Source organism: Rhodococcus sp. NFXS4 (assembly GCF_058139645.1).
Genome location: NZ_CP192221.1, coordinates 3,735,036 through 3,755,647 on the forward strand (window position 1 = coordinate 3,735,036; position 20,612 = coordinate 3,755,647).

The 20,612-nt window shown below is 68.0% G+C and carries 21 protein-coding genes; 8 read left to right on the forward strand and 13 right to left on the reverse strand.

What is annotated here, in order from left to right:
* Positions 1-104: 104 nt before the first annotated feature.
* Together J4E04_RS17600 and J4E04_RS17605 are read right to left on the reverse strand one after the other, a co-directional pair.
* Positions 105-569: a hypothetical protein gene (locus J4E04_RS17600; RefSeq protein ID WP_027504413.1), complete on the reverse strand. Its 465-nt coding sequence runs from the start codon at positions 567-569 to the stop codon at positions 105-107.
* A gap of 80 nt (positions 570-649) precedes the next feature.
* Positions 650-1,588, reverse strand: a complete 939-nt coding sequence (locus J4E04_RS17605) for an SDR family oxidoreductase (protein ID WP_490149144.1) — start codon at positions 1,586-1,588, stop codon at positions 650-652.
* Between the two features lie 176 nt (positions 1,589-1,764).
* Between J4E04_RS17605 and J4E04_RS17610 the strand changes: the two genes are divergently transcribed.
* Entirely contained in the window at positions 1,765-2,619 is an 855-nt protein-coding gene (locus J4E04_RS17610) for a helix-turn-helix transcriptional regulator (RefSeq protein ID WP_027504415.1), read from the forward strand.
* Between the two features lie 53 nt (positions 2,620-2,672).
* Here the strand turns inward: J4E04_RS17610 and J4E04_RS17615 are convergent, their stop codons facing one another.
* Complete coding sequence (locus J4E04_RS17615) at positions 2,673-3,353, reverse strand: SDR family NAD(P)-dependent oxidoreductase (protein WP_490149145.1); 681 nt, start codon at positions 3,351-3,353, stop codon at positions 2,673-2,675.
* Positions 3,354-3,439: 86 nt separating this feature from the next.
* Between J4E04_RS17615 and J4E04_RS17620 the strand changes: the two genes are divergently transcribed.
* Positions 3,440-4,267, forward strand: coding sequence for a helix-turn-helix transcriptional regulator (locus J4E04_RS17620; protein WP_261781852.1), 828 nt, complete (start codon positions 3,440-3,442; stop codon positions 4,265-4,267).
* Positions 4,268-4,286: 19 nt separating this feature from the next.
* On the opposite strand, the gene J4E04_RS17625 is transcribed toward J4E04_RS17620, so the two are convergent.
* Both J4E04_RS17625 and J4E04_RS17630 read right to left on the reverse strand, forming a co-directional pair.
* Positions 4,287-4,868: a LysR family transcriptional regulator substrate-binding protein gene (locus J4E04_RS17625; protein ID WP_490149146.1), complete on the reverse strand. Its 582-nt coding sequence runs from the start codon at positions 4,866-4,868 to the stop codon at positions 4,287-4,289.
* Between the two features lie 34 nt (positions 4,869-4,902).
* Entirely contained in the window at positions 4,903-6,552 is a 1,650-nt protein-coding gene (locus tag J4E04_RS17630; RefSeq protein ID WP_490149147.1) for an MFS transporter, read from the reverse strand.
* A gap of 64 nt (positions 6,553-6,616) precedes the next feature.
* Between J4E04_RS17630 and J4E04_RS17635 the strand changes: the two genes are divergently transcribed.
* The 6 genes from J4E04_RS17635 to J4E04_RS17660 all read left to right on the forward strand — a co-directional run bounded on the left by J4E04_RS17635 (position 6,617) and on the right by J4E04_RS17660 (position 13,080).
* Positions 6,617-7,303: a TetR/AcrR family transcriptional regulator gene (locus J4E04_RS17635; RefSeq protein ID WP_490149148.1), complete on the forward strand. Its 687-nt coding sequence runs from the start codon at positions 6,617-6,619 to the stop codon at positions 7,301-7,303.
* 240 nt (positions 7,304-7,543) lie between these two features.
* Positions 7,544-8,578 (forward strand): ABC transporter substrate-binding protein, encoded by a 1,035-nt coding sequence (locus J4E04_RS17640; protein ID WP_027504419.1) that lies wholly within the window; start codon positions 7,544-7,546, stop codon positions 8,576-8,578.
* Between the two features lie 52 nt (positions 8,579-8,630).
* Positions 8,631-9,416, forward strand: coding sequence for an SDR family NAD(P)-dependent oxidoreductase (locus J4E04_RS17645; RefSeq protein ID WP_027504420.1), 786 nt, complete (start codon positions 8,631-8,633; stop codon positions 9,414-9,416).
* A gap of 1 nt (position 9,417) precedes the next feature.
* Complete coding sequence (locus tag J4E04_RS17650; RefSeq protein WP_222639902.1) at positions 9,418-10,584, forward strand: ABC transporter ATP-binding protein; 1,167 nt, start codon at positions 9,418-9,420, stop codon at positions 10,582-10,584.
* Positions 10,585-10,646: 62 nt separating this feature from the next.
* Positions 10,647-12,305: an ABC transporter permease gene (locus tag J4E04_RS17655; protein ID WP_027504422.1), complete on the forward strand. Its 1,659-nt coding sequence runs from the start codon at positions 10,647-10,649 to the stop codon at positions 12,303-12,305.
* A 10-nt stretch (positions 12,306-12,315) separates the two neighbouring features.
* Complete coding sequence (locus J4E04_RS17660; protein ID WP_490149149.1) at positions 12,316-13,080, forward strand: SDR family NAD(P)-dependent oxidoreductase; 765 nt, start codon at positions 12,316-12,318, stop codon at positions 13,078-13,080.
* Between the two features lie 3 nt (positions 13,081-13,083).
* On the opposite strand, the gene J4E04_RS17665 is transcribed toward J4E04_RS17660, so the two are convergent.
* From J4E04_RS17665 to J4E04_RS17700, 8 genes are all read right to left on the reverse strand, one after another.
* The gene (locus tag J4E04_RS17665; RefSeq protein WP_490149150.1) at positions 13,084-14,100 is read right to left on the reverse strand and encodes an MBL fold metallo-hydrolase; all 1,017 of its coding nucleotides are present in this window, start codon (positions 14,098-14,100) and stop codon (positions 13,084-13,086) included.
* Complete coding sequence (locus J4E04_RS17670) at positions 14,097-14,432, reverse strand: EthD family reductase (RefSeq protein ID WP_490149151.1); 336 nt, start codon at positions 14,430-14,432, stop codon at positions 14,097-14,099. Before J4E04_RS17670 ends, J4E04_RS17665 begins: the two co-directional genes overlap by 4 nt.
* A gap of 92 nt (positions 14,433-14,524) precedes the next feature.
* The gene (locus tag J4E04_RS17675; protein ID WP_027504426.1) at positions 14,525-15,148 is read right to left on the reverse strand and encodes a TetR/AcrR family transcriptional regulator; all 624 of its coding nucleotides are present in this window, start codon (positions 15,146-15,148) and stop codon (positions 14,525-14,527) included.
* Positions 15,149-15,217: 69 nt separating this feature from the next.
* Positions 15,218-16,735, reverse strand: a complete 1,518-nt coding sequence (locus J4E04_RS17680; RefSeq protein ID WP_490149152.1) for a class I adenylate-forming enzyme family protein — start codon at positions 16,733-16,735, stop codon at positions 15,218-15,220.
* Positions 16,732-17,826: an alcohol dehydrogenase catalytic domain-containing protein gene (locus J4E04_RS17685; protein ID WP_490149153.1), complete on the reverse strand. Its 1,095-nt coding sequence runs from the start codon at positions 17,824-17,826 to the stop codon at positions 16,732-16,734. The genes J4E04_RS17680 and J4E04_RS17685 overlap by 4 nt, the downstream gene beginning before the upstream one ends.
* Complete coding sequence (locus J4E04_RS17690) at positions 17,826-18,599, reverse strand: SDR family oxidoreductase (protein ID WP_027504428.1); 774 nt, start codon at positions 18,597-18,599, stop codon at positions 17,826-17,828. The genes J4E04_RS17685 and J4E04_RS17690 overlap by 1 nt, the downstream gene beginning before the upstream one ends.
* Before the next feature lie 22 nt (positions 18,600-18,621).
* On the reverse strand, positions 18,622-19,383 hold the full coding sequence (locus J4E04_RS17695) for an SDR family NAD(P)-dependent oxidoreductase (RefSeq protein ID WP_374198308.1): 762 nt from the start codon (positions 19,381-19,383) through the stop codon (positions 18,622-18,624).
* Complete coding sequence (locus J4E04_RS17700) at positions 19,380-20,582, reverse strand: acyl-CoA dehydrogenase family protein (RefSeq protein ID WP_042575773.1); 1,203 nt, start codon at positions 20,580-20,582, stop codon at positions 19,380-19,382. The genes J4E04_RS17695 and J4E04_RS17700 overlap by 4 nt, the downstream gene beginning before the upstream one ends.
* Positions 20,583-20,612: the final 30 nt, after the last annotated feature.

The following is a 20,612-nucleotide window of genomic DNA, read 5'->3' on the forward strand; positions in this document are numbered from 1 at the left end:
TCACGAGCGACAAACCCCGACATTCACGGCTTATGACCCGTCCAGCATCGCACGTCGATCGTTCCGTGGCCGTGCGAACGCCGATGGAGCCGAATGCACTCGAGTCAGGGAGCGGTCGGATAGTGACCGTCGGGTGCGTTGCTGACCACCAGGCTGCGACCCCGAAGGTCGTCGGGGAGCATGTCACGCCATCGCAGCGCCTCGTCGAGGTCGGTACTGGTCCACAGAGCCGACACCAGTTCGTCACGTCCCGTCGCGCGCGGCGATCGCAGTTCCACCGTGTACACGTACGGCAACGGATGGGGGCCGGTCATCGATGGTTCCCAGTCCGCGCGGTCGACTATCCGGCCGTCCGGACCCTCGATGTACTGCACCCGTGCTCCCCAGGCCGCGCAGTACGCGCGAGCCGTCCGCACCGCCGACGACACGTCGGCCGCTGCCCGCACCACCACGGTGTCGCGGTCGTCGATCAACCACACCAGGAACCGACTCGAGGGTTCGATGTCGGACGTGCCCATCACCTCGAGGAAGTCACACGAGCGCGGCGTCGGTTGAGTGCGATGAACCATGAAACACATTCGCACACGATCGCCGATCGGGATGCGTGCTCTTCCTCACCACGCGTGGTGAGGGTCCGGCGCCCCGGTAGTCAGTCCGGGAACCCGACTCCGGCGAGCTCGGTCGACAGTTCCCAGACCCGTCGCGCCTCCGCACGATCGCGCAGCCGCGAGTACAGCTTCTGCGGTCCGGGACGCCCACCGAGGTGCCCGGGTCCCGCCGGCCCGTGGAAACTTCCGGACGTCATATCGACGGCGGTCGCCGCGTACAGAGCCGGCAGCGCAGCGGTCTCGGTGGTGCCGACCAGTATTCCGCGACGGGACAGGGCCGCGATCACGCGACGGCTCGTGGTCTGCGAGGTCCGGTCGAGCTCGGGTCGCGCGGCGAGCAGACCTGTCGGCGCGATTCCGGGGTGCGACAGATGACTCGAGATACCCCAGCCACGCTGCGCGCTGAGCCGTCCCAGTTCGAGGCCGAACAGTCCTGAGGCGATCTTCGACTGGCTGTAGGCGCGCATTCCGTCGTACGACCGTTCCCAGTTCAGGTCGTCCCAGTTGATCGATCCGCTGTTCGCGGCAATGCTGATCTGTGAGACGACGCGGGCGCGCCCTGCTCGCAGCAGGGGAAGCAGACGGCCCACGAGCGCGACGTGGCCGAGGTGGTTCGTACCGAACTGCAGCTCGAATCCGTCCGACGTCGTCCGTCGCGACGGTGGAGTCATCACGCCGGCATTGTTCACGAGGATGCCGATCGGTCTGCCCTCCGACGACAGCGTGTCCGCGAGTGCGGACACGGAGTCGAGCGACGAGAGATCGAGGCGCCGGAGTGAGACGTCGGCGCTGGGATGAGCCTGCCTGATCGCGTCGATCGCCGACTCCCCCTTGCTCTGCGAGCGAACGGGCAGGACCACCTCCGCCCCTGCTGCCGCGAGGCGACGGGAGAGGACGAGGCCGATGCCGTCACTGCCGCCGGTGACGACAGCTCGGATACCGGAGAGATCGGGGACGGCGATGTCGATGGTGTGTCTCATGGGTCGCTCCTGATGGGTGTGAGGTGTCGTGTCGACGACGTGTGACCTCACCGTGCCGGGGTCCTCCCCCGACAACCAGGACTCGTCGATCCCCCGATGGCCGGGTCACCCCTTGCGCGTGAGAGGGGGATCGACAGACCCTGGTCGGCGCACGCGCCACGCGATAGGAAGAAGCAATGGAGATCGACAGAGCAGGGCTGGCCCAGTTTCTCCGGGGTCGCCGCAGCGCACTGCAACCCGAGGACGTGGGTCTTCCGCGAGGGCTGCGACGTCGGACCGACGGGTTGAGGCGCGAAGAGGTCGCGGCACTGAGCCACATGTCGACCGACTACTACGCCCGTATCGAGCGGGAGCGAGGACCCCAACCGTCCGAACAGATGGTCGCCTCGATCGCACAGGGATTGCATCTCTCACTACCCGAACGCGACCACTTGTTCCGGCTCGCCGGCCACACCCCACCGACGCGCGGGGCCGTCGGCGATCACATCGGTCCGGGCCTGCTGCGCATATTCGACCGACTGCACGACACTCCCGCCGAGATCGTCACAGAGTTGGGAGAGACGCTGCGGCAGACGGCACTCGGTGTCGCGCTCACCGGTGATCAGTCCGGCCGCACCGGGCCCTCGCGCAGCATCGGGTATCGGTGGTTCGCCGACCCGGCGAGCAGGAACCTGTACGCCCCCGAGGATCACGCGCACCTCACCCGAACATGGGTGTCCGGCCTACGCGAGGTCGCCACTCTTCGCGGACCCGACTCGCGCGCTGCGCGTCTCGCGGCGACGCTGCTTCAGGAGAGCGACGAGTTCCGCACCGTCTGGGAGCGGCACGAAGTGGGAGTGCGGCCGGCCGAGACGAAGCGATTCGTCCACCCGGATCTCGGCCGCCTCGAACTGTCCTGCCAGACGCTCGTCGATCCGCTGCAGTCCCATTTCCTTCTGGTCTACACCGCAGTTCCCGGCAGCCCGAGTCACGAGAAGCTTCAGCTGCTCCCCGCACTGGGAACACGAACGTCCACGACACCGGGCCCGTGACGAACACACAGTCACGTCGAGGAATCGATGCCATCAGCCGAACGACCGCCTGCTCACAACTCGATCCGCCCGGTGCGGTCGTGGAACTCCCCCGTGGGTCCGTCGCTGCCGAGCAGGGCCAGGCGAACGGTGGCGTCGGTTCCCTCCGCGACAGTCTGATGCCCGGTGTTCCCGTTGAGGTCGGTGGCCGTGTAGCCGGGGTCGGAGGCGTTGATTCGTATCTCGGGGAGGTTCTTGGCGTACTGCACGGTGAGAGTGATGACGGCCGCCTTCGAGGCGGCGTACGGGATGGCGGCGACAGGGAACTCGTCCCGGCCGGGATCCTGGAGGAAGCGACCCATTCCCACACCCGAGGCCACGTTGACGATCACCGGATTCGACGACTGCCGCAGCAGCGGCAGCGCTGCTTGCGTCACCCGAACGATGCCGACGACGTTGGTGTCGAGGGTGTCCGCCATGGAGTCGGCGTCCAGGTCGTCGACACCGCCGCCGTGTCCGATGACGCCGGCGTTGTTGATCAGGACGTCCAGTCGGGGAAGTGACGACACCGCCGCGGTGACCGAGTCGGTGTCCGTCACGTCCAGCCGTACCACGTGTGCACCGAGTGCGCGGACGTCGTCTGCCCTGCCGGGGTCGCGGACGCCGGCGTACACGTCGACACCGGAGTCGACGAGTCGTCGCGCCGTCTCGAGTCCGAGGCCCTTGTTCGCTCCCGTGATGAGTGCTGTTGTCATGTCTCGATCCTGTGGCCCGGTGGCGTGCAGGTCCAGGTACTGCCGGTACCACCCGCGCTCCGGCGACGCGGTGCACGATGGTGTGCATGAGTGAACTGTCGACGGTGCTCCGGGCTTGGCGGGACCGGACTCGACCGGAGGAGGTCGGCCTGCCCGCCGTCCCCGGCAGACGAGCACCCGGACTGCGCCGTGAGGAACTCGCCACGTTGGCGTCCATCAGCGTCGACTACATCGTCCGCCTCGAGCAGGGGCGGGCGCGGCACCCGTCGGCGCAGACCATCGCCGCGTTGGCGCGAGCGCTGCGACTGAACGACGAGGAAGTGGATCACCTGTATCGGGTGGCCGGACTGGCATCACCGAACGGGCGCCTCGTCCCGCACCACATCGGGCCCGGCGTGCGGCGCATGGTCGACCGCCTGGACGACGTGCCACTGGCGGTCTTCACGGCAGCGTGGGACATCGTCCATCACAACGGCCTCTGGGCAGCCATCAGCGGGGACCCCGCACTGCGACACGGTGTCGACCGCAATGTGGTGTGGCGCCATTTCACCGACGACTTCACCGGCGTCGGGTACGACGACCGCCATCACGAGGAATTCGGCGAGGACCTCGTCGCCGATCTTCGAGCGGCACACGCCCGCTATCCCGACGACCCGTATCTGACCACCCTCGTCACCCGACTCCGGGCGAGGAGTGCGGACTTCGACGCTCGCTGGGGTCGCGCCACCATGTCGGTGCACAAGGCGAGCCGCAAGGTGATGACGACGCCGGTGGGACCGATCGCCGTCGACTGCGATGTGCTCACGGCACCGGGCAGCGATCTGCGCATCGTGGTCTACACCACCGTTCCCGGCTCCGAGGACGAGCAACGTCTGGAGTTGCTGCGCGTCGTCGGCACGCAGACTCTGGTGTGAGCCGGTCGCGCGGAGCGGGTCAGGAGCGGCGAGTACCGATGCCCCGCGACACGAGATCGGCCACGAATCTTTGTGTCAGCGCGTCCGATTCCGCCCCGACCATCACGACGACCGACCTCGTCAGTGGAGGTGTCATCGACTTGACGATCCCGGCGAAGCGAGCGGGAACGGCGGTGGCCGGCACGAGCGCGACCCCCAACCCTGCGTGAGCGAGTTGTGCTGCCGTCGTGGCATGTCGAGTGTGCGTGACAGCGTCGAGCTGGACTCCGTGCGTCGCAGCCACGGTGTCGAACCATCGACGAAGGCCGTTCGACGGGTGGTAGTGCACGATCGGCCTGCCGGCGAGGTTCGGCCAGCAGACGGCGTCCCCGTCGGCGAGATCGAGACCTTCCGGAATCACGACCAGGATCTCCTCGGTCCCGATCTCGGTCATCGCTGCGGACCCGCGCGACGGCGCCGGCCCCACTGCGATGTCGAGGTCGCCGTCCGTGATCGCCGTCGCCATCGCGTCGGCGCTGGTGTACTCGGTCAGATCCAGACCGATGTGCGGATGCTTCCGGGTCCAGGTGCGCAACGTCGGCGCCAGGATCGGGACGGTCATGCTCTCCGCACACCCCAGGCGTAGCCGACCCGCATCACCTTGTGCCGCAGCGTGTCCGGTTCGCAGAACGCGCTCGGCCGCTGCCAACGCGATCCGCGCATCGACGAGAACGGCACGGCCGGTGGGCGTGGGACTCGTCGTCGGAATGCGGAGGGAGGGGATGCGAGGGGAGAAAGACCAGCGTCAACACACCGGCCACGGCGGTGACCATCCCGGCGACGAGACTGCCGGTGGTGAAGCCGTCGACGAAGCGTTCGCGTGCGAGATCGGACAGTTGCGACCCGAGCAGTGCCCCGGTGGCACCCAGCGAGTCCGCCGCCTGGCGTGCGGCTTCGAGCGCGGCGCCCACCGACTCCTGCGCGGGTTCCATCAGGACGGTCGGCAACTGCGTCGTGTTCAGACCGTCCCGGTACACCGACAGAGCGACCGACCCGATCACGGCGACACCGAGTGTTCCGCCGAGCTCGCGGGTGGCATCGTTGACCGCTGATCCCATCCCGGCCTTGTCGGTCGGAACGACTCCCATGATCGCCTCCGTCGCAGGGGCACTCGTCAGACCCAGGCCTGCGCCCAGCAGCACCATCTGACCCGCGATCTGCAGATAGGACGTGCCCGTGTCGATCTGCGAGATCCACAGGAACGCAGCCGTCAACGATGCCAGGCCGGCGGCCACCACGATCTTGGAACCGACCAGTACCGCCAGGCGGGGACCCACCAGCGAGAACACTGCCAGCGATCCCGCGACGGGCAGCATGCGCACGCCGGTCTCGAGGGCACCGAAGCCGCGCACGGACTGGAAGTACTGGGTGACGAGGAAGATGAACCCGAACAGCGCGAAGAACGCACTGGTGACCGCCCCACTGGCAGCCGTGAAGCGCATGTTCGTGAACAGCCGCACGTCCAGCATCGGGTGGCGAGCGCGCGACTCCCGGAGAACGAAGGTGACCAGCAACGCGGCGGCCACACCGAATCCGAGCGCCGTCGACGCCGAGGACCACCCGCGGTCGGGGCCTTCGATGATGGCGTGCACCAGTGACCCCAGGGCCAGCACGGACAGAAGCAAGCCCGACTTGTCCAGCGGCGGGGTCGACGGATCACGGGAGTTCGGCACGAAACGCACTGCGAGAGCGATGGTTGCGACAGCAGCGAGGCCGTTGAAGACGAAGATCGATCCCCACCAGAAATGTTCGATCAACGCCCCACCCACCACGGGTCCGACCGCGACCGAGACGCCGGTCGCCGCGCCCCACAGTCCGATGGCCATGACGCGTTCGGACCGCTCCTGGAACACGTTGGTCAGAATCGACAGCGTCACCGGGTACACCACGGCAGCCGCGACACCGGCCAGCGCCCGCCACGCGATCAGCTGGGCGGGCTCACCACTCCACGCCCCACCCACCGATGCGACCGCGAAGAGCACGAGCCCGCCCACGAGGAAGGGACGGCGACCGAACCGGTCGCTGAGCGATCCCCCGGCCAGCACCAACGCAGCGAATGCCAGATTGAAGGCATCGACCACCCACAGCAGATCGCGCGTGGACGCCCCCAGGTCCTCGACGAGGGTGGGCAGCGCGATGTTGACGATCGTGGTGGACACGTTGACCACGAACACCGCGCAGCACAGCGTCACCAGGGCGGCCATCTTGCGCGAGCGGAGGGCCGGCACCGCGGCGAGGAACGTCATAACAAAGTTATAGCAGGCGCGGCGGGCTCGTCGCATCCGGACGTCATCGTGGGACCATGACGTCATGGCCGCTCGACGAGACACCGACCGCACGGCGGACGACGGATCCACCCGCGAGCGCCTCGTCGACGCCGCCGTCGCTGTCCTGGCAGAGGAAGGCCCTGCCGAGATGAAGGTCCGTCGCATCAGCGACAGGGCAGGCTCCTCGACGATCACGGTCTACCACCACTTCGGGAACGTGGGCGGGCTGCTCGACGCTGTCGTGGTGCGGGGATACGCGACGCTGACAGGGACTCTCGAGGACGCGGCCGCGTCGAACGACGACCCCGGTGTGCAGCTCTTCGCCATGGCCCTGGGAGCCAGAGGTTTCGCGCAGCGCAATCCGCACCTCTACGACCTGATGTTCGGACTCTCGCCGCGCGGAACCTACCGCGCGTCCGCTCCCCCTGTGCCACAACAGCATTTCCGCGAGGCCTACGCCGTTCTGGTACGCAGCTGCCACCGACTGGTGACGGCCGGTCGCGTCGACATCGACGACGCGGAACAGATCGCCGCCCAGTTGTGGAGCCTGGTACACGGGTTCGTCTCACTCGAAGCGGCGGGCCACTTCGCCGATCACAGCGACCCAGTCGCGAGCGTCCTCGCGCCCATGGCTGTCGCCCAGCTCGTCGGTATCGGCGACGACCGCGCTCGGGCCACCCGGGGAGCACACACCGCCTACGCGACCTGGACCGCGACGGCAGTCGAGTAAGAGAACGCCCTGCCCGCTCGAGAGCTCGCCGATCGCGACTGCGACAACCTCGCAACCCCGGATCGCGGCGCGCGGAGATGGGCGCGGGCCCGGCGACCCCGTCGTGCCCGTCGTCGCACTGCCCTCACCTGCGTGATTGACATCACAAGGACGTCATACTACTTTCAAACTGACATCAGTTCAGGAAGTCCACTCGCACCGACAGCCGAGCGGCCCTGTGAGTCCGAGAGAGGTCTGACCATGCGGAGGATTCCCCGAGCCATCGCCACCGTTGCCATGGCAGCGTCGGCGTTCGCGCTCACAGCGTGCGGCGGCAGCACCACCCCGTCCGGGCCCGTCGAGGGCAGTTGGGACGACGTCGTCGCCGCGGCGAAGACGGAGGGCAGCGTGATGCTCTACTCCAGCCAGAAGCCTGCGAACCTCGACGCGCTGAAGGCCGCGTTCACGCAGAAGTACCCGGAGATCTCCATGGACTTCGTGCGCGGAACGGATTCCGAGATCAATCCCCGTGTCGAGACCGAGAACCGCACGGGTACAGGCATTGCCGACGTCCACATGGTGACCGACGCGTCGTGGATCGCCAGCGCGTCCGAGTCCGGCACCTTCTCCACCGAGATCGTGGGTCCCGACTTCGACGCACCCGACTACGACCGCGCGGCCAGCGTGAAGAACGACCGCTTCTTCCTCTCGTCCGCCGCTGTCTTCGGCCTCGGGTGGAACACCGCCGCGGTGCCCGACGGTCTCGAGACCCCGCAGGACATTCTGGACCCGGCCTACCGCGGCCGCATCGGCATCGTCAATCCGACGGGCATCGCGTCGTACGTCGACCTGTATCGGCACTACGCCGAGAACTACGGCGAGGACTACTGGAACAAGCTGGCCGAACTGCAGCCGCGTGTCTACCCGAGCGCACTGGCGGTCGCGCAGGCCCTGACGTCGGGTGAAGTGGTGGTCTCGCCCAGCGTCCAGCCGCTCGTCACCGAGGTCGACGCGGGCGCTCCCGTCGACTGGGTGCTGCCGGAGAACCCCTGGGGCACACCGTGGTACACCGAGGTCCTGAGTGCGGCGCCGCATCCGAACGCGGCTCAGGTCCTGGCGGACTTCATGGTGACCGCCGAGGGACAGGCCGCGCTGAACGGTGGCTACGCCGCCGCGCTGCCGGATGTTCCGGGCGCCGTCGAGCGGGCACAGAACATCGCCTCGCCCGATCCCGCCGATCTGACCCCCGAGAACGTCGACCGGTACTCGCAGGAATGGTCGCAGCTCTTCCAGTGACGGGGACGCGACCGCTCTCGACCATCCGAACTCGTCATCCAGGGAGGTGATCATGGACGCTCGGACAGCGCCTTCACACGGCTCCCGTGTGCTCGTCACCGGCGCCGCGCGCGGCATCGGTGCGGCATGTGCCGCGCGCTTCGCCTCTCTCGGAGCGACCGTGTACGTCACGGACGTGGACGACGAGGGTGGTCGCGCGGTCGCCGACACCCTCGGACCGTCGGTTCGCTACCTGCATCTGGACGTGGCGTCGGAAGCCGAGTGGGACGCGTGCGTGCAGAGAATCGAAGCGGACGGTGGAGGCCTCGACGTGCTGGTGGCCAACGCCGGGGCGGCGCACCGCGGCGACATCGCCGACACCTCACTGGCCGACTTCCGCCGCATGCTCGACATCAACCTGGTCGGCACCTTCCTCGCCCTCAGGACGGCGAGCACCGCCGTCAAGTCCGGCGGTTCCGTGATCACGGTGTCGTCCCTGCGCGGAATCCTCGCGACAGCGAAGCTCGGCGCCTACGGCGCCTCGAAGTTCGGGGTGCGGGCCCTCACCCGAGTGGCTGCGCTCGAGCTCGCCGAGCGGGGGATCCGAGTCAACTCGGTGTGCCCCGGAAGCATCGACACCGACATCACCGGTAGCGAGGACTTCGCCGACCACGATGTCGCCGGCTATGTGCGCACCATTCCGATGCAGCGGCGGGGCACCACCGGCGACGTCGCGGACGCCGTCGTGTTCCTCGCCGGATCCGAGAGCAGCTACATCACAGGAACCGACCTCGTCGTCGACGGTGGTCTGGCGGCCGGCGCGCGAACACCCACACACACCTCTGGACAGAAGGCATGAGATGACCGATCGCTTCACCATTTCCGGACTGACCAAGACGTACGGCAGCACGAAGGTCGTGGACGGTCTCGACATCGACATCGAGCAGGGCGAGTTCCTGGTTCTTCTCGGCCCGAGTGGCTGTGGAAAGACCACCACGCTGCGGTGCCTCGCGGGGCTCGAGACGCCCCAGGGCGGGCGTATCTCGTTCAAGGACAGGACGGTCTTCGACGCGGACCAGCGAGTCGACGTCCCCGCGCACAAGCGCAACATCGGCATGGTTTTTCAGTCCTACGCCCTGTGGCCGCACATGACGGTGCGCCGCAACATCAAGTACCCCCTCGACGTCCGCGGACTCACCAAGTCCTTCGGACCGGGAGCCGTCGAGGCAGCGGCCGACATGGTGGACTGCGGCGCACTGCTCGACCGGTATCCGTCGCAACTCAGTGGTGGCCAACAGCAGCGCGTGGCGGTCGCCCGCGGGCTGGTCGCGCGTCCGGACCTCATCCTCTTCGACGAGCCGCTCAGCAACCTCGATGCCCGGCTGCGCGATCAGGTCCGGTCCCAGATCCACCGCCTGCACCGCGAACTCGGGTTCACCGCCGTGTTCGTGACCCACGACCAGTCCGAGGCATTCGCACTGGGCGATCGTCTGGCCATCATGAAATCGGGTCGCATCGAGCAGCTCGACACGCCGTCGAGCGTGTTCGAGAACCCCGGCTCGGACTACGTCGCGGCATTCATCGGCATGGCCAACAAGCTCGAACTGCGCAGGGCGCACGACGGCTGGCAGACCTCCGCGGGTGACGCGATCGATCTCCGCGACTCGGTGGTCCGCGATCGTGCCGACGAGGGCGATTCCGCGGTCGCACGGCTGCGTCCGGACGACCTGCTCCTGCACCGCAGCATGGCCGAGGTTCCGCCCGGCCACGTCGGACTGCACGCCGCCCTCGTCGATCACGAGTACGGAGGTCGGCACTTCGATGTGACCGTGCGGTCCGGCGCCGAGACACTCACCCTGCGTGCGTCGGCCGCCGAGCACGGCCTCGCGCTGCGTTCGGCCGAGCCGGGTGACGCCGTGGTCGTCTCCTTCTCCCCCGCAGCGCTGCGGGTGTTCCCCTCGGCGCCCTCCACCGCGACAGCCGCGGACACCGCACCCGTCGCCGCAGCAGTGGGGAGCGCATCGTGACCGCCACCCTCACACCCCCCGACACCGACACGACGCCGCCGCCGGCGGGACGACGGTCACGGCTGACCGGCCCCTGGCGTGCCCGGCTCGGTTACGGCATTCTTCTCGCCGTTCTCGCCTATCTGGTCGTCCTCCCCATGGTGCGTCTGCAGATGCTCGCGTTCGAGGACGGAGCGCGGGGTTACCGCAGCCAGTACGGACGGTTCGACATCGCCCAGACACTGTGGACGACAGTGATTCTGGCGCTGGGATCGCTTGTCATCGCGCTCGTTCTCGGCACCCTGCTCGCCTACGCCGCGAGCCGCCTTCCGGCGCGACTCGGGTTCCTCAAGATGATTCCCATCCTGCCCATCGTGCTTCCCGCGGTCGCCAACATCGTCGGCTGGGCCTTCCTGCTGTCACCGGGACCCGGCTACCTCAATGTCGTACTGCGCGCGCTGCCCTGGTGGAGCGATCTCGAGAGCGGCCCCGTGGACGTCTACACGGTGCCGTGGATCGTCATCCTGACCGGATTCGGTCTGACGTCGTTCGTCTATCTCTTCGTGTCCTCGGGGATGGACAACATCAGTTCGGAGCACCTCGAGGCCGCTCGGATCAGCGGATCGTCCTCGATGGGTGTGTTCTTCCGTATCGTTCTCCCCCTGCTCCGTCCGTCGCTCATCTACGGCGGTGGTATCGCGTTCCTCCTCGGGCTCGGCCAGTTCACCGGACCACTTCTGTTGGGTCAGAACAGCGGAGTGAAGGTCCTCACCACCGAGATGTACCGGCGGGTGTCGGAATCACCGTCCGACTTCGCGGCCGCCGCAGCTGCCGGTTCACCCCTGGTCCTGTTCGGACTGGCGCTGGTTCTGGTGCAGAAGATGTTGCTGGGCAATCAGAGCCGGTTCGTCACTCACGGCGGCAAGGCGTTCTCCGCACCCTCGGGCCGCGGAACGTGGGCGGCCGTCACCATCAGTGTGTACGCCCTGTTCGCGCTGCTGATCCCCATCGTCGGACTCGTCATCGTGTCGCTGACCCCGTACTGGTCGGACACCCTGACCCTGGATCTGTTGACGCTGGACAACTTCCGGGCCCTCATCTCCGACGACGCGATCGTCTCGTCCGTACTCACCAGCATCCTCACGTCCCTCGCCGCGGTGGCCGTGTGCATCCCCATCGGGTACGTCATGGCCAACCTGTTGGTCCGCGGTCGTCGCTTCCGCGTCCTGGGCATGATCGGCGACTTCATCACCGCCCTGCCACTGGGTATCCCCGCGGTCATCTTCGGTGTGGGGTTCCTGCTCACGTACACCGAACCTCCGTTGATCCTCTACGGCACTCGCACGGTGATCGTGCTCGTCTACATCGTGCTGATGTTGCCGTTCTCGGTGCGACTGCAGATGACGGCGATGCTCGCGCTGGGCAACACCTACACCGAGGCCTCGGCCACCAGCGGCGCCTCGCCCGTGGTGACCAATCTTCGGATTCTGTTGCCACTCATGCGAGGAGCCATCTTCGGCGCCGTCGCCCTGATGTTCATCCTTCTGACTCACGAGTTCGCCGCCTCGCTGCTCGTCCGCGCCTCGACGACCCAGGTCATGGGCACCCTGCTCTACGACATGTGGCAGAACGGCTCGTACCCGCTCGTCGCGGCGATGGCGCTGCTCATGACCGCGGTGACCACCACGGGAGTCGCGATCGCCATGCTCGTCGGCGGTCGCAACGTCCTCAGCAAGCTCTGAAAGGCACACCATGCCCGAAGGCAGTACCCGTCTGACCGACAAGGTGATCCTCGTGACCGGCGCGACCGGCGGGATCGGTGTCGACATCGTGACGAGGCTGGCGTCCGAGGGAGCCAGCGTGATCGTCACCGATGTCGACCAGAGCGCCTGCGACGCAGCGGTGCACGCGCTGGAACGCCCCGACTCGCATCTGGCGTGCGCGCTGGACATCACCGACGAGGAGCAGTGGGCGGCGACCCTCGCCCTCGTGGAGGACCGTCACGGCACGCTCGACGCCGTCGTCAACAACGGTGCGATCGGATCGCTCGCCACCGTCGTCGACGAGACGGTGGAGCAGTATCGCCGCGTCGTCGAGGTGAGTCAGACCGGTACGTGGCTGGGGATGAAGCACGCCGGCGCCCTGATCGAGCGGACCGGCGGCGGATCTGTGGTCAACATCTGCTCCATCCTCGGCAGCGTCGGCGGACTGGGCAACAGCATCGCCTACGCCGCGGCGAAGGGTGCCGTGCGGACCATGACGAAGAACGCGGCGCTGCACTGGGCCCGCCTCGGGGTGCGGGTCAACTCGATCCACCCCGGTTTCATCGCGACCCCGCCACTGCTCGCGCGCTACGAGGGCACACCGCGCCACGAGGCCATGCTGGCCGGCACGCCGATGGGACGACTGGGTTCCGGCGTGGAAGTCGCTGCCGCGGTGGCGTTCCTGGCCGGTGACGATGCACGCTTCGTGACCGGTACCGAGCTGTACGTCGACGGCGGGTGGACCGCCGCCTGAGTCTCAGGCGACGCTGAACACGTCGACGCCGTCCTGGTTCTCCACACGCAGCACGCCCCGGTGGACGTCCAGATCGAGGTGGGCCAGGGTCTCGCAGACCGCGACCATGCGATCGAACGTTCCGAGATCCGCGAACGGGCGATCACGACGGGTCCACGGAAGGCGTTCGGCGACATCGAGGCCGGTCGCCCGGGTCAGGTCGGCGACGACCGCCCGGGTCGCCGCCAAGCGGCGGGCGTGGTGATCGAGGAGTTCGCGCACGCGCGCGTGCAGACCGACACCGGTGTCCCCGTGGGCGGGCAGCACGGTGCGATCCCGATCGTCGAGCATCATCTCCAGCGACTGCAGGTAGTGCCCCAGGGGCAGGTCCCACTCACCGAGTTCGAATCCGATCGACGGGGTGATGGTCGGCAGAACGTGGTCGCCCGTGTAGCTGATGTCGCGGTCGAGATCGTGGAACACCATGTGGCCCTTGGTGTGGCCGGGCGTGTGCACCGCGGTCAACCGGTGTCCGGGGATGTCGAGGGCGCCCTCGGTGAGCCACGCGTCCGGCGGCTCCCAGTCGTCCGAGTCGAAGTCCTCGTCGCTGGTGTCCAGGCGAACCGCTCGCGCGATGTCGTCGGCGCCGGCCCGTTCCAGCTCACGCAGTGACGATGTCGGCATGTTGGAGGCAAGCTCCCCGATGGCGACGATCCCCGGCGCCTCGGCCGACCCGAGGTGGATGCGGCAGCCGTGTCGACGGCGGAGGTCGACGGCGAAGGTGTAGTGGTCACGGTGGACGTGAGTGACGAACACGTCGTGTACATCCTCCGGTCGGCAACCGAATTCGGCCAGCGCGGTGGAGAACTCGTCGTACGTACCCGGCCGTCGCCATCCGCCGTCGATCAGCGCCAGGCCCCTGTCGGTCTCCAGGGCATAGACGTTGATGGCACGAAGTCCGTCGGACGGCATCTGCAGTGGCACCCGGTGGATGCCGTCCGCGATCCGAACGGATCCCGGATCGGACCACCGGGCGGTCACGAGGCGGACGACGTGTCGGCGACCATGGTCCGCTCGTCGCCGTACCAGATCATCCGTCGCCCACGCATGGTTCCGACGTGCTCGACGGCGACCTTCCACTCCGGACTGGCGAGCGCGGTCTCGAGATCGTCGCGCGAGGCGAAGCTCAGAATGGACAGTCCGTCCCACCCGGCGCTGCGCTCGTCTATCGAGTGGACGATGTCGATGTGCTGCCACCGCAGCAGGCCCGGGAGCGGGTAGGTCACCTCCGCGTGCTCACCGCGCCACCACGTCATGAACTGCTCGTGCGTCCAGTCGTTCGGACGGGCGGCGAGAACCATCAGATCGAACATGATTTCCTCCAGGGTGTGGTCAACATGAATTCGGTTTGGTATGGGTGGACGTGATCGACACGAATGACCGAGCCGGGCTCAGCGCCCAGCGGTCAGGGGCGCACCATCTTGAGCACCGCGGTGGTGACGGTCTCGGCGATCTCGTCGAGGGTGGCGGGGCCGTTCGGCCGGTACCACCGCCACACGCTGATGACGAGGGCGAGGACCAGGCGTCCCACCGTCTTCGGATCTCCCTCGGCGAAGACCCCGTCGTCCATGCCACTGGCGATCAATCTCGTCCACCGACGCTCGATCTCCTGGACCAGCTCTCGGGACTGGAGACGCTCGGCCTCCTCCTTCCCCGACTGCCGCTCCGTCGCCAGAAGGTCCATGTGGTTCTGCAGGATCCGGCGCTGCAGAGCGTCCAGCGGCGAGGCCTGGAGAGCTCCCGCGACGGCGGCTCGCAGCGCCGCCTCCGGGTCGCTCCGGTCGGCCGTGGCCGCGTCGAAGCGCTCGACGGAATCCGCCAGCTCCAGACGCATGATGGTGAGCAGACAGTGCGCTTTGGATTCGAAGTAGTGGTAGAGCGCGGTCTGGCCTATTCCGACCTCGTCCGCCACCGACGCCCACTTGGTGTGGTCGTAGCCCACCCTGCCGAACTGCTCGATGGCGACGGTGAGAATACGAGACCGCTTGGAGCGCGGGCTCTCGCGGCGTGCCGTCGTTCCGACGCTCATCGCGGCACCCTCGAAGACTGGCCCGGCCGGCCTCCGGCCTCCCCGCAACGTGTCAGCATCGTGCTCATGTTACTCGTCCCGAGGTGAATTCGGATCGGGAACACCGGCGAGACGCGCTGCCATCCGCACGGCATCGGGTCGAGAGAGCTTCCCGACACGGTTCTGCGGCAGATCGTCCACAGCGAAGACGTACTCCGGCCAGTTGTGTCGTGGCACGCCGCGACGGGACAATCCGTCCGTCACCTCGGCCAGACCGAGAGCGCGTCCGTCGGTCACCACGAGGGCTCCGGCGCGCTCGGACAGCAGCTCGTCCGGGATCGGCACCACGCAGACCTGCACGATGCCGGGGACGCCGGCCACCGCCGCCTCGACCTCGTTGATGTCGATGTTGCGACCACCACGGATGATGATCTGCTTCTGCCTGCCCATCACGGTGATGGTGCCGTCGGTCGCCACCTCGACGAGGTCACCGGTCGGCAGGTATCCGTCGTCGGTCAGTGTCGGTGCCGCGACCTGTCCTCCCCGTGCGTACCCGACGAACATCGAGGGTCCGCGGACCTGCGCGTCACCGATCTCCCCGGTGCCCACGTCCTCCCCCGCACCGTTCACGGCCCGCACTATCGTGCCGGGGAACGGCCGTCCGTCCGTACCGAGGCGAAGTCGAGGATCGTCGTACGGGGTCGCGGTCGTGTGACCGAGGCACTCCGACATGCCGAACACCCGGAGGAACGTCGTTCCCAGGAACTGCTCGGCCCGTTCGAGAGCCGACGCGTTCATGGGCCCGCCGCCGACCGTCATCGCCCGCATCCCCGCGAGTCGACCGGCCCCGTTCTCGACGAGGGACAGCTGCAGCGCCATCGTCGGCACCAGCATCGTCCAGCGGACGTCGTGGGCGGCCATCGCGTCGAGTGCGGCCGCCGGTGACCACTTGCCGATCGACACCATCGGTCCGCCCACGAACAGCGGCAGATACATCCCGAAACATGCTGCGGCGACGGAGGACAGGGGGACGAAGGCGCCCACCGCGTCGCCCGGCCGCAGACCCACGGCGTCCCTCGTGCACGAACAGGCGTAGCGCAGTGCGTCCTCGGACTGGACGACGCACTTCGGGCGACCGGTGGATCCGGAGGTCATCGCGATGACACTGCCTCCGTTCCAGCGCGACACACCTCGCGGATCACCACGGCGAGCACGCAGATGACGGTCACCGACCGCCGCGTCGCCCGACGGGAAGTCCTGGTCGGACACCCCCCACTGTTCGAGTGTGCGAAGGTCGGCCACCACCATGTCGGGGTCGACGTCCTCGACGGCGAGCACGAACTCCGATGCTGTGGCATGCGGGCTGAGCACGGCGACCACGCCTCCGCGCAGACCGACCGACAGTGCGGTGGCCACCGTCTGCCAGGTGTTGTCCGCCTGGATCAGCACCGTGGGAGGTGTGGGGTCGTGCTGTGCCATGTGCTCGGCTCCGCGTTCGGCGGCAGCCATCACGTCGGCCAGTCGATGGGTGCCGTGCAGGTCGATCACGGCGATCGCGTCGGGGTGTTCCCGGACGCGGTCTCGCAGTTCGAGCGCGAGAGTCTTCACTGACGGTGGTCCTTTCCGGCATCACGTTCTGGGGTGGGCTCGTCGGACGTGGTGGGCAAGAGCACGGTTCGGCCGGCGTCCTCCCCGGCACGCAGACGCGCATAGGCATCGATCGCCTCGTCGAGAGGTCGCGTGGTCACCTCGGGCAGCAGCGCCCCGGACTCCGCGAGCGCCACCACCTCCACCAGATCCGCCCGACTGCCCCAGAAGGGGGCCGAGACCTGCCACCCGGCGGCGATCCCCCGGTTCTTGGCCACCGACACGGACCCTCCGGCGCCCCCCACCACGACGAGGCGTCCTCCGGGTACGAGCGTGGCCAGCCCCTCGGCCATCGTGTCGTCGCTGCCGACGAAGTCGAACACCACGTCGACGCCCCCGAGATCTCTCGTGGCAGAGGCCGCGTCGGCCAGTGACGAGTACACCGCGGTGGCGCCCATGGTCGTCGCGGATCTCCGAGCCGCGTCGCGCGGATCGACGGCCACCACGTGGCCGGCTCCCAGCAGCGACGCCATTCGGACCGCGAGGTGACCGAGACCGCCGACACCGACGATCACGACCACGGCGTTCGAGTCGAGGAGGTCGGCCTGACCGCTGACGGCGTGATGCACGGTGGCGCCCGCATCGGCGAGGGGCGCTGCGAGTTCCGGTGCGAGGGAACCGGTGTCGACCAGCACCCCGCCGTGCGGAACCACCATGTACTCGGCCAGTCCGCCCGGCGCGCCGAGGCCGTTGCCGATCACGGCGAGCCTGCCGTCGACCGGCCGCAGTGCCAGACAGTAGTTCTCCCGACCCCGGCGGCAGTTACGGCAGGTCCTGCAGGACCACACGCCGTGGACGACCACGGACGATCCCACCGTGCTCCCGTCGGCATCGGGGCCGGCACCTACGACGCGTCCGGCCACCTCGTGTCCCAGCGTGAGCGGCAACGGGTAGTCGAACCGTCCGGCCGGCGCATCGCAGACGGACAGATCGCTACGACACAGACCTGCCGCCGTGACTTCGAGCAGCAACTGCTCGCCCGTCGGTTCGGGAACGGGAATGTCCCGCAGCTCGGGAGCGGAGCCCCACTCGAGCAGTTGCACGGCCAGCATCAGCGCGCCGTCCAGCCGCCGTCGACCACCAGGGTGTGCCCGGTGACGTACGACGAGGCATCGGAGGCGAGGAACAGCACCGCGCCGTCCACCTCGCCCGCAGTACCCCCGCGACCGAGCATCGTGTTGCGCCGCACCCACCCGGCCGACTTCTCGTTCTCGAAGAGCCCGTCGGTCATCTCGGTGTCGAACCACCCGGGGACCACCGCGTTCACGCGGATCCGTCGTCGTCCCCACTGCCCGGCGAGTTCACGGGTCAGGCCGAGCACACCGGCCTTGGACGCCGCGTAACTCGCACCGCCGATGGGGGCGGTCGAGACGAGACCGACGACCGACGAGATGTTGACGATGGATACCGGGGCGGAGTCCGGCGTCGTCGAGGCGACGTGCACCGCCAGGTGGAAGCCTGCGAGGAGGTTCACCTCGAGGATCGCGGAGAAACCCTCCGCGGTCTCCTGCTCCGCGTCCGGTGGGCCGGGCATCCCGGCGTTGTTGATCAGGATGTCCAGGCGCCCGGTCTCCGCACGGCACCGATCCACCAGCGCTCGACGGTCTTCGTCCGAGGTCACGTCGCATCGCACGGGAACGAGGCCCGGGACGGTCTCCGCCACCGCGGCCAGACGATCCGCGCGACGTGCCGCCGCGTACACCGTGGCTCCGGCGGCGGCGAGCGTCCGGGCGAACCCGAGACCGAGACCGGACGACGCTCCGGTCACCACCGCTGTTCGGCCGGTCAGATCGAACAAGGCGGCAGGGCTCGGGGTGTCGTTCATTTCTGTCACGTCCACGCCCTCCTCAGTAGACCGCGGTGCGGCCGCCGTCGACGGGAATGATGGCACCCGTCGTGTACGACGAGGCGTCACTCGCGAGATGTACGACGAGACCGGCGATCTCCTCGGGGCGACCCAGACGTCCCGACGGCAGCCGGTCGACGATCTTGCCGACGAACTCGTCGTCCCAGTGCTCGGCCATGTCCGTCGCGAATCCCCCGGGCATCACGCAGTTCACTCGCACGTGCGGCGCGTACTCCTGCGCGAACGCCATGGTCAGCGCATTGAGGCCGTTCTTCGCCGCGGCGTACATGGCCTCGGGCGGGCTCGGTCGTACGGCGCCGATGCTCGAGATGTTGATGATCGACCCGCGCCCGGCGGCCGCCATCCGCGCTCCGGCCACCGCCATCAGCCTGAACGGACCCTTGAGATTGACCTCGATGGTCTTGTCCCACAGCCCTTCCGTCACTCCGACGAGGTTCTCGGACAGCGGTGCGATGCCGGCGTTGTTGACCACGATGTCGAGTGAGCCGAACTCGTCGACGATGGCGTCGACCGCGGGCTCGATCTCGTCCCAGCGACCGACGTGCAGAGCGCGGGCGTGAGCGCTGCCCACCGTCGACGGTCCGAGTGAGGCGACTGCCTCCTCGCACGCCTCGAGTTTGCGGCTGGACACCACGACGGTGGCTCCCGCGTCGCGCAGTCCACGAGCGATGGCGAGGCCGAGTCCGCGGCTCGCACCGGTCACGAGGGCCACTCTGCCGGTGAGGGAATGCATGTCGGTCATCGGTACTTCTTCGTCTCGAGGCGGGCGATGGTCCGGAGATGGACCTCGCTCGGTCCGTCTGCGATCTGGAGGGCGCGGGTGATGGCGTGCAGGCGGGCCAGGACGAAATCGTCGCTGACGCCGGCCGCTCCGAACGTCTGAACGGCTCGGTCGACCACCTTGTGCGCCACCTCCATCGCCGCGACCTTGATCGCGGCGACCTCGGAGCGCGCCGAGGCGTTACCGCGGGTGTCCATCATCCAGGACGACTTCAGGACGAGCAGTCGGATCTGGTCTATCTCGATGCGGCTGCGCGCGATCCACTCGCGCACGACACCGCGATCGGCGAGCGGGGCACCGAAGGCGACTCGGTCGAGGGAGCGTCGGCACATCATCTCCAGAGCGCGCTCGGCCATGCCGACGGCGCGCATGGCGTAGTGCATCCGGCCCGGGCCGAGACGACCCTGCGCGATGGCGAAACCGTCACCCTCGGCTCCGAGCATGTTCGAGGCCGGCACTCGGACATCGGTGAACTGGACGTCGCCGTGCCCGAGACGGTCGTGAAAACCGAACATCGGGAGATCGCGCAGGACCTCGATGCCGGGACTGTCGGCGGGAACCAGGATCATGCTCTGCTGACGGTAGGTCGGACCGTCCGGATCCGACTTGCCCATGAAGATGATGAGCTTGCAGTCCGGGTCGAGAACGCCGGAGGTGTACCACTTTCGGCCGTTGAGCACGTACTCGTCACCGTCGCGCCGGATCGTCGAGGTGATGTTGGTGGCGTCCGAGCTGGCCACGGCCGGCTCGGTCATGGCGAACGCGGACCGGATCCGACAGTCGAGCAACGGCTCGAGCCAGTCCTTCTTCTGCTCCTCGGTACCGAACATGGCGAGGATCTCCATGTTGCCGGTGTCCGGGGCGGAGCAGTTGATGGCCTCGTTGCCGATGATCGAGCGCCCGACCACCTCGGCGAGAGGGGCGTACTCGAGGTTGGTGAGTCCGGCCCCGAGCCCGTCGTGCGTCATGAACAGGTTCCACAGTCCCTGCGAGCGCGCGGTCTCCTGCAGTTCGCGCATCACCGCCGGCTGCTCGTGCTTGTTCGTGTTCGCCGCGATCTGCGCGTCGTACACCTTCTCGGCGGGCAGAACATGGTCGGTCATGAATGTCTCGAGGGTCTCGAGCAGCGCGTCGGTACGAGCACTGTAGGAGAAGTCCACGGTTGGCCTCCTGGAGGACGGATCGGGCGA

Coding starts and splice junctions, on each gene's coding strand:
- J4E04_RS17690 (WP_027504428.1), bottom strand. CDS start 18,599: ATGAACGACACCCCGAGCCCTGCCGCCTTGTTCGATCTGACCGGCCGA.
- J4E04_RS17670 (WP_490149151.1), bottom strand. CDS start 14,432: ATGTTCGATCTGATGGTTCTCGCCGCCCGTCCGAACGACTGGACGCAC.
- J4E04_RS17695 (WP_374198308.1), bottom strand. CDS start 19,383: ATGACCGACATGCATTCCCTCACCGGCAGAGTGGCCCTCGTGACCGGT.
- J4E04_RS17615 (WP_490149145.1), bottom strand. CDS start 3,353: ATGACAACAGCACTCATCACGGGAGCGAACAAGGGCCTCGGACTCGAG.
- J4E04_RS17675 (WP_027504426.1), bottom strand. CDS start 15,148: ATGAGCGTCGGAACGACGGCACGCCGCGAGAGCCCGCGCTCCAAGCGG.
- J4E04_RS17650 (WP_222639902.1), top strand. CDS start 9,418: ATGACCGATCGCTTCACCATTTCCGGACTGACCAAGACGTACGGCAGC.
- J4E04_RS17685 (WP_490149153.1), bottom strand. CDS start 17,826: ATGCTGGCCGTGCAACTGCTCGAGTGGGGCTCCGCTCCCGAGCTGCGG.
- J4E04_RS17620 (WP_261781852.1), top strand. CDS start 3,440: ATGAGTGAACTGTCGACGGTGCTCCGGGCTTGGCGGGACCGGACTCGA.
- J4E04_RS17610 (WP_027504415.1), top strand. CDS start 1,765: ATGGAGATCGACAGAGCAGGGCTGGCCCAGTTTCTCCGGGGTCGCCGC.
- J4E04_RS17660 (WP_490149149.1), top strand. CDS start 12,316: ATGCCCGAAGGCAGTACCCGTCTGACCGACAAGGTGATCCTCGTGACC.
- J4E04_RS17645 (WP_027504420.1), top strand. CDS start 8,631: ATGGACGCTCGGACAGCGCCTTCACACGGCTCCCGTGTGCTCGTCACC.
- J4E04_RS17640 (WP_027504419.1), top strand. CDS start 7,544: ATGCGGAGGATTCCCCGAGCCATCGCCACCGTTGCCATGGCAGCGTCG.
- J4E04_RS17635 (WP_490149148.1), top strand. CDS start 6,617: ATGGCCGCTCGACGAGACACCGACCGCACGGCGGACGACGGATCCACC.
- J4E04_RS17625 (WP_490149146.1), bottom strand. CDS start 4,868: ATGACCGTCCCGATCCTGGCGCCGACGTTGCGCACCTGGACCCGGAAG.
- J4E04_RS17605 (WP_490149144.1), bottom strand. CDS start 1,588: ATGAGACACACCATCGACATCGCCGTCCCCGATCTCTCCGGTATCCGA.
- J4E04_RS17630 (WP_490149147.1), bottom strand. CDS start 6,552: ATGACGTTCCTCGCCGCGGTGCCGGCCCTCCGCTCGCGCAAGATGGCC.
- J4E04_RS17600 (WP_027504413.1), bottom strand. CDS start 569: ATGGTTCATCGCACTCAACCGACGCCGCGCTCGTGTGACTTCCTCGAG.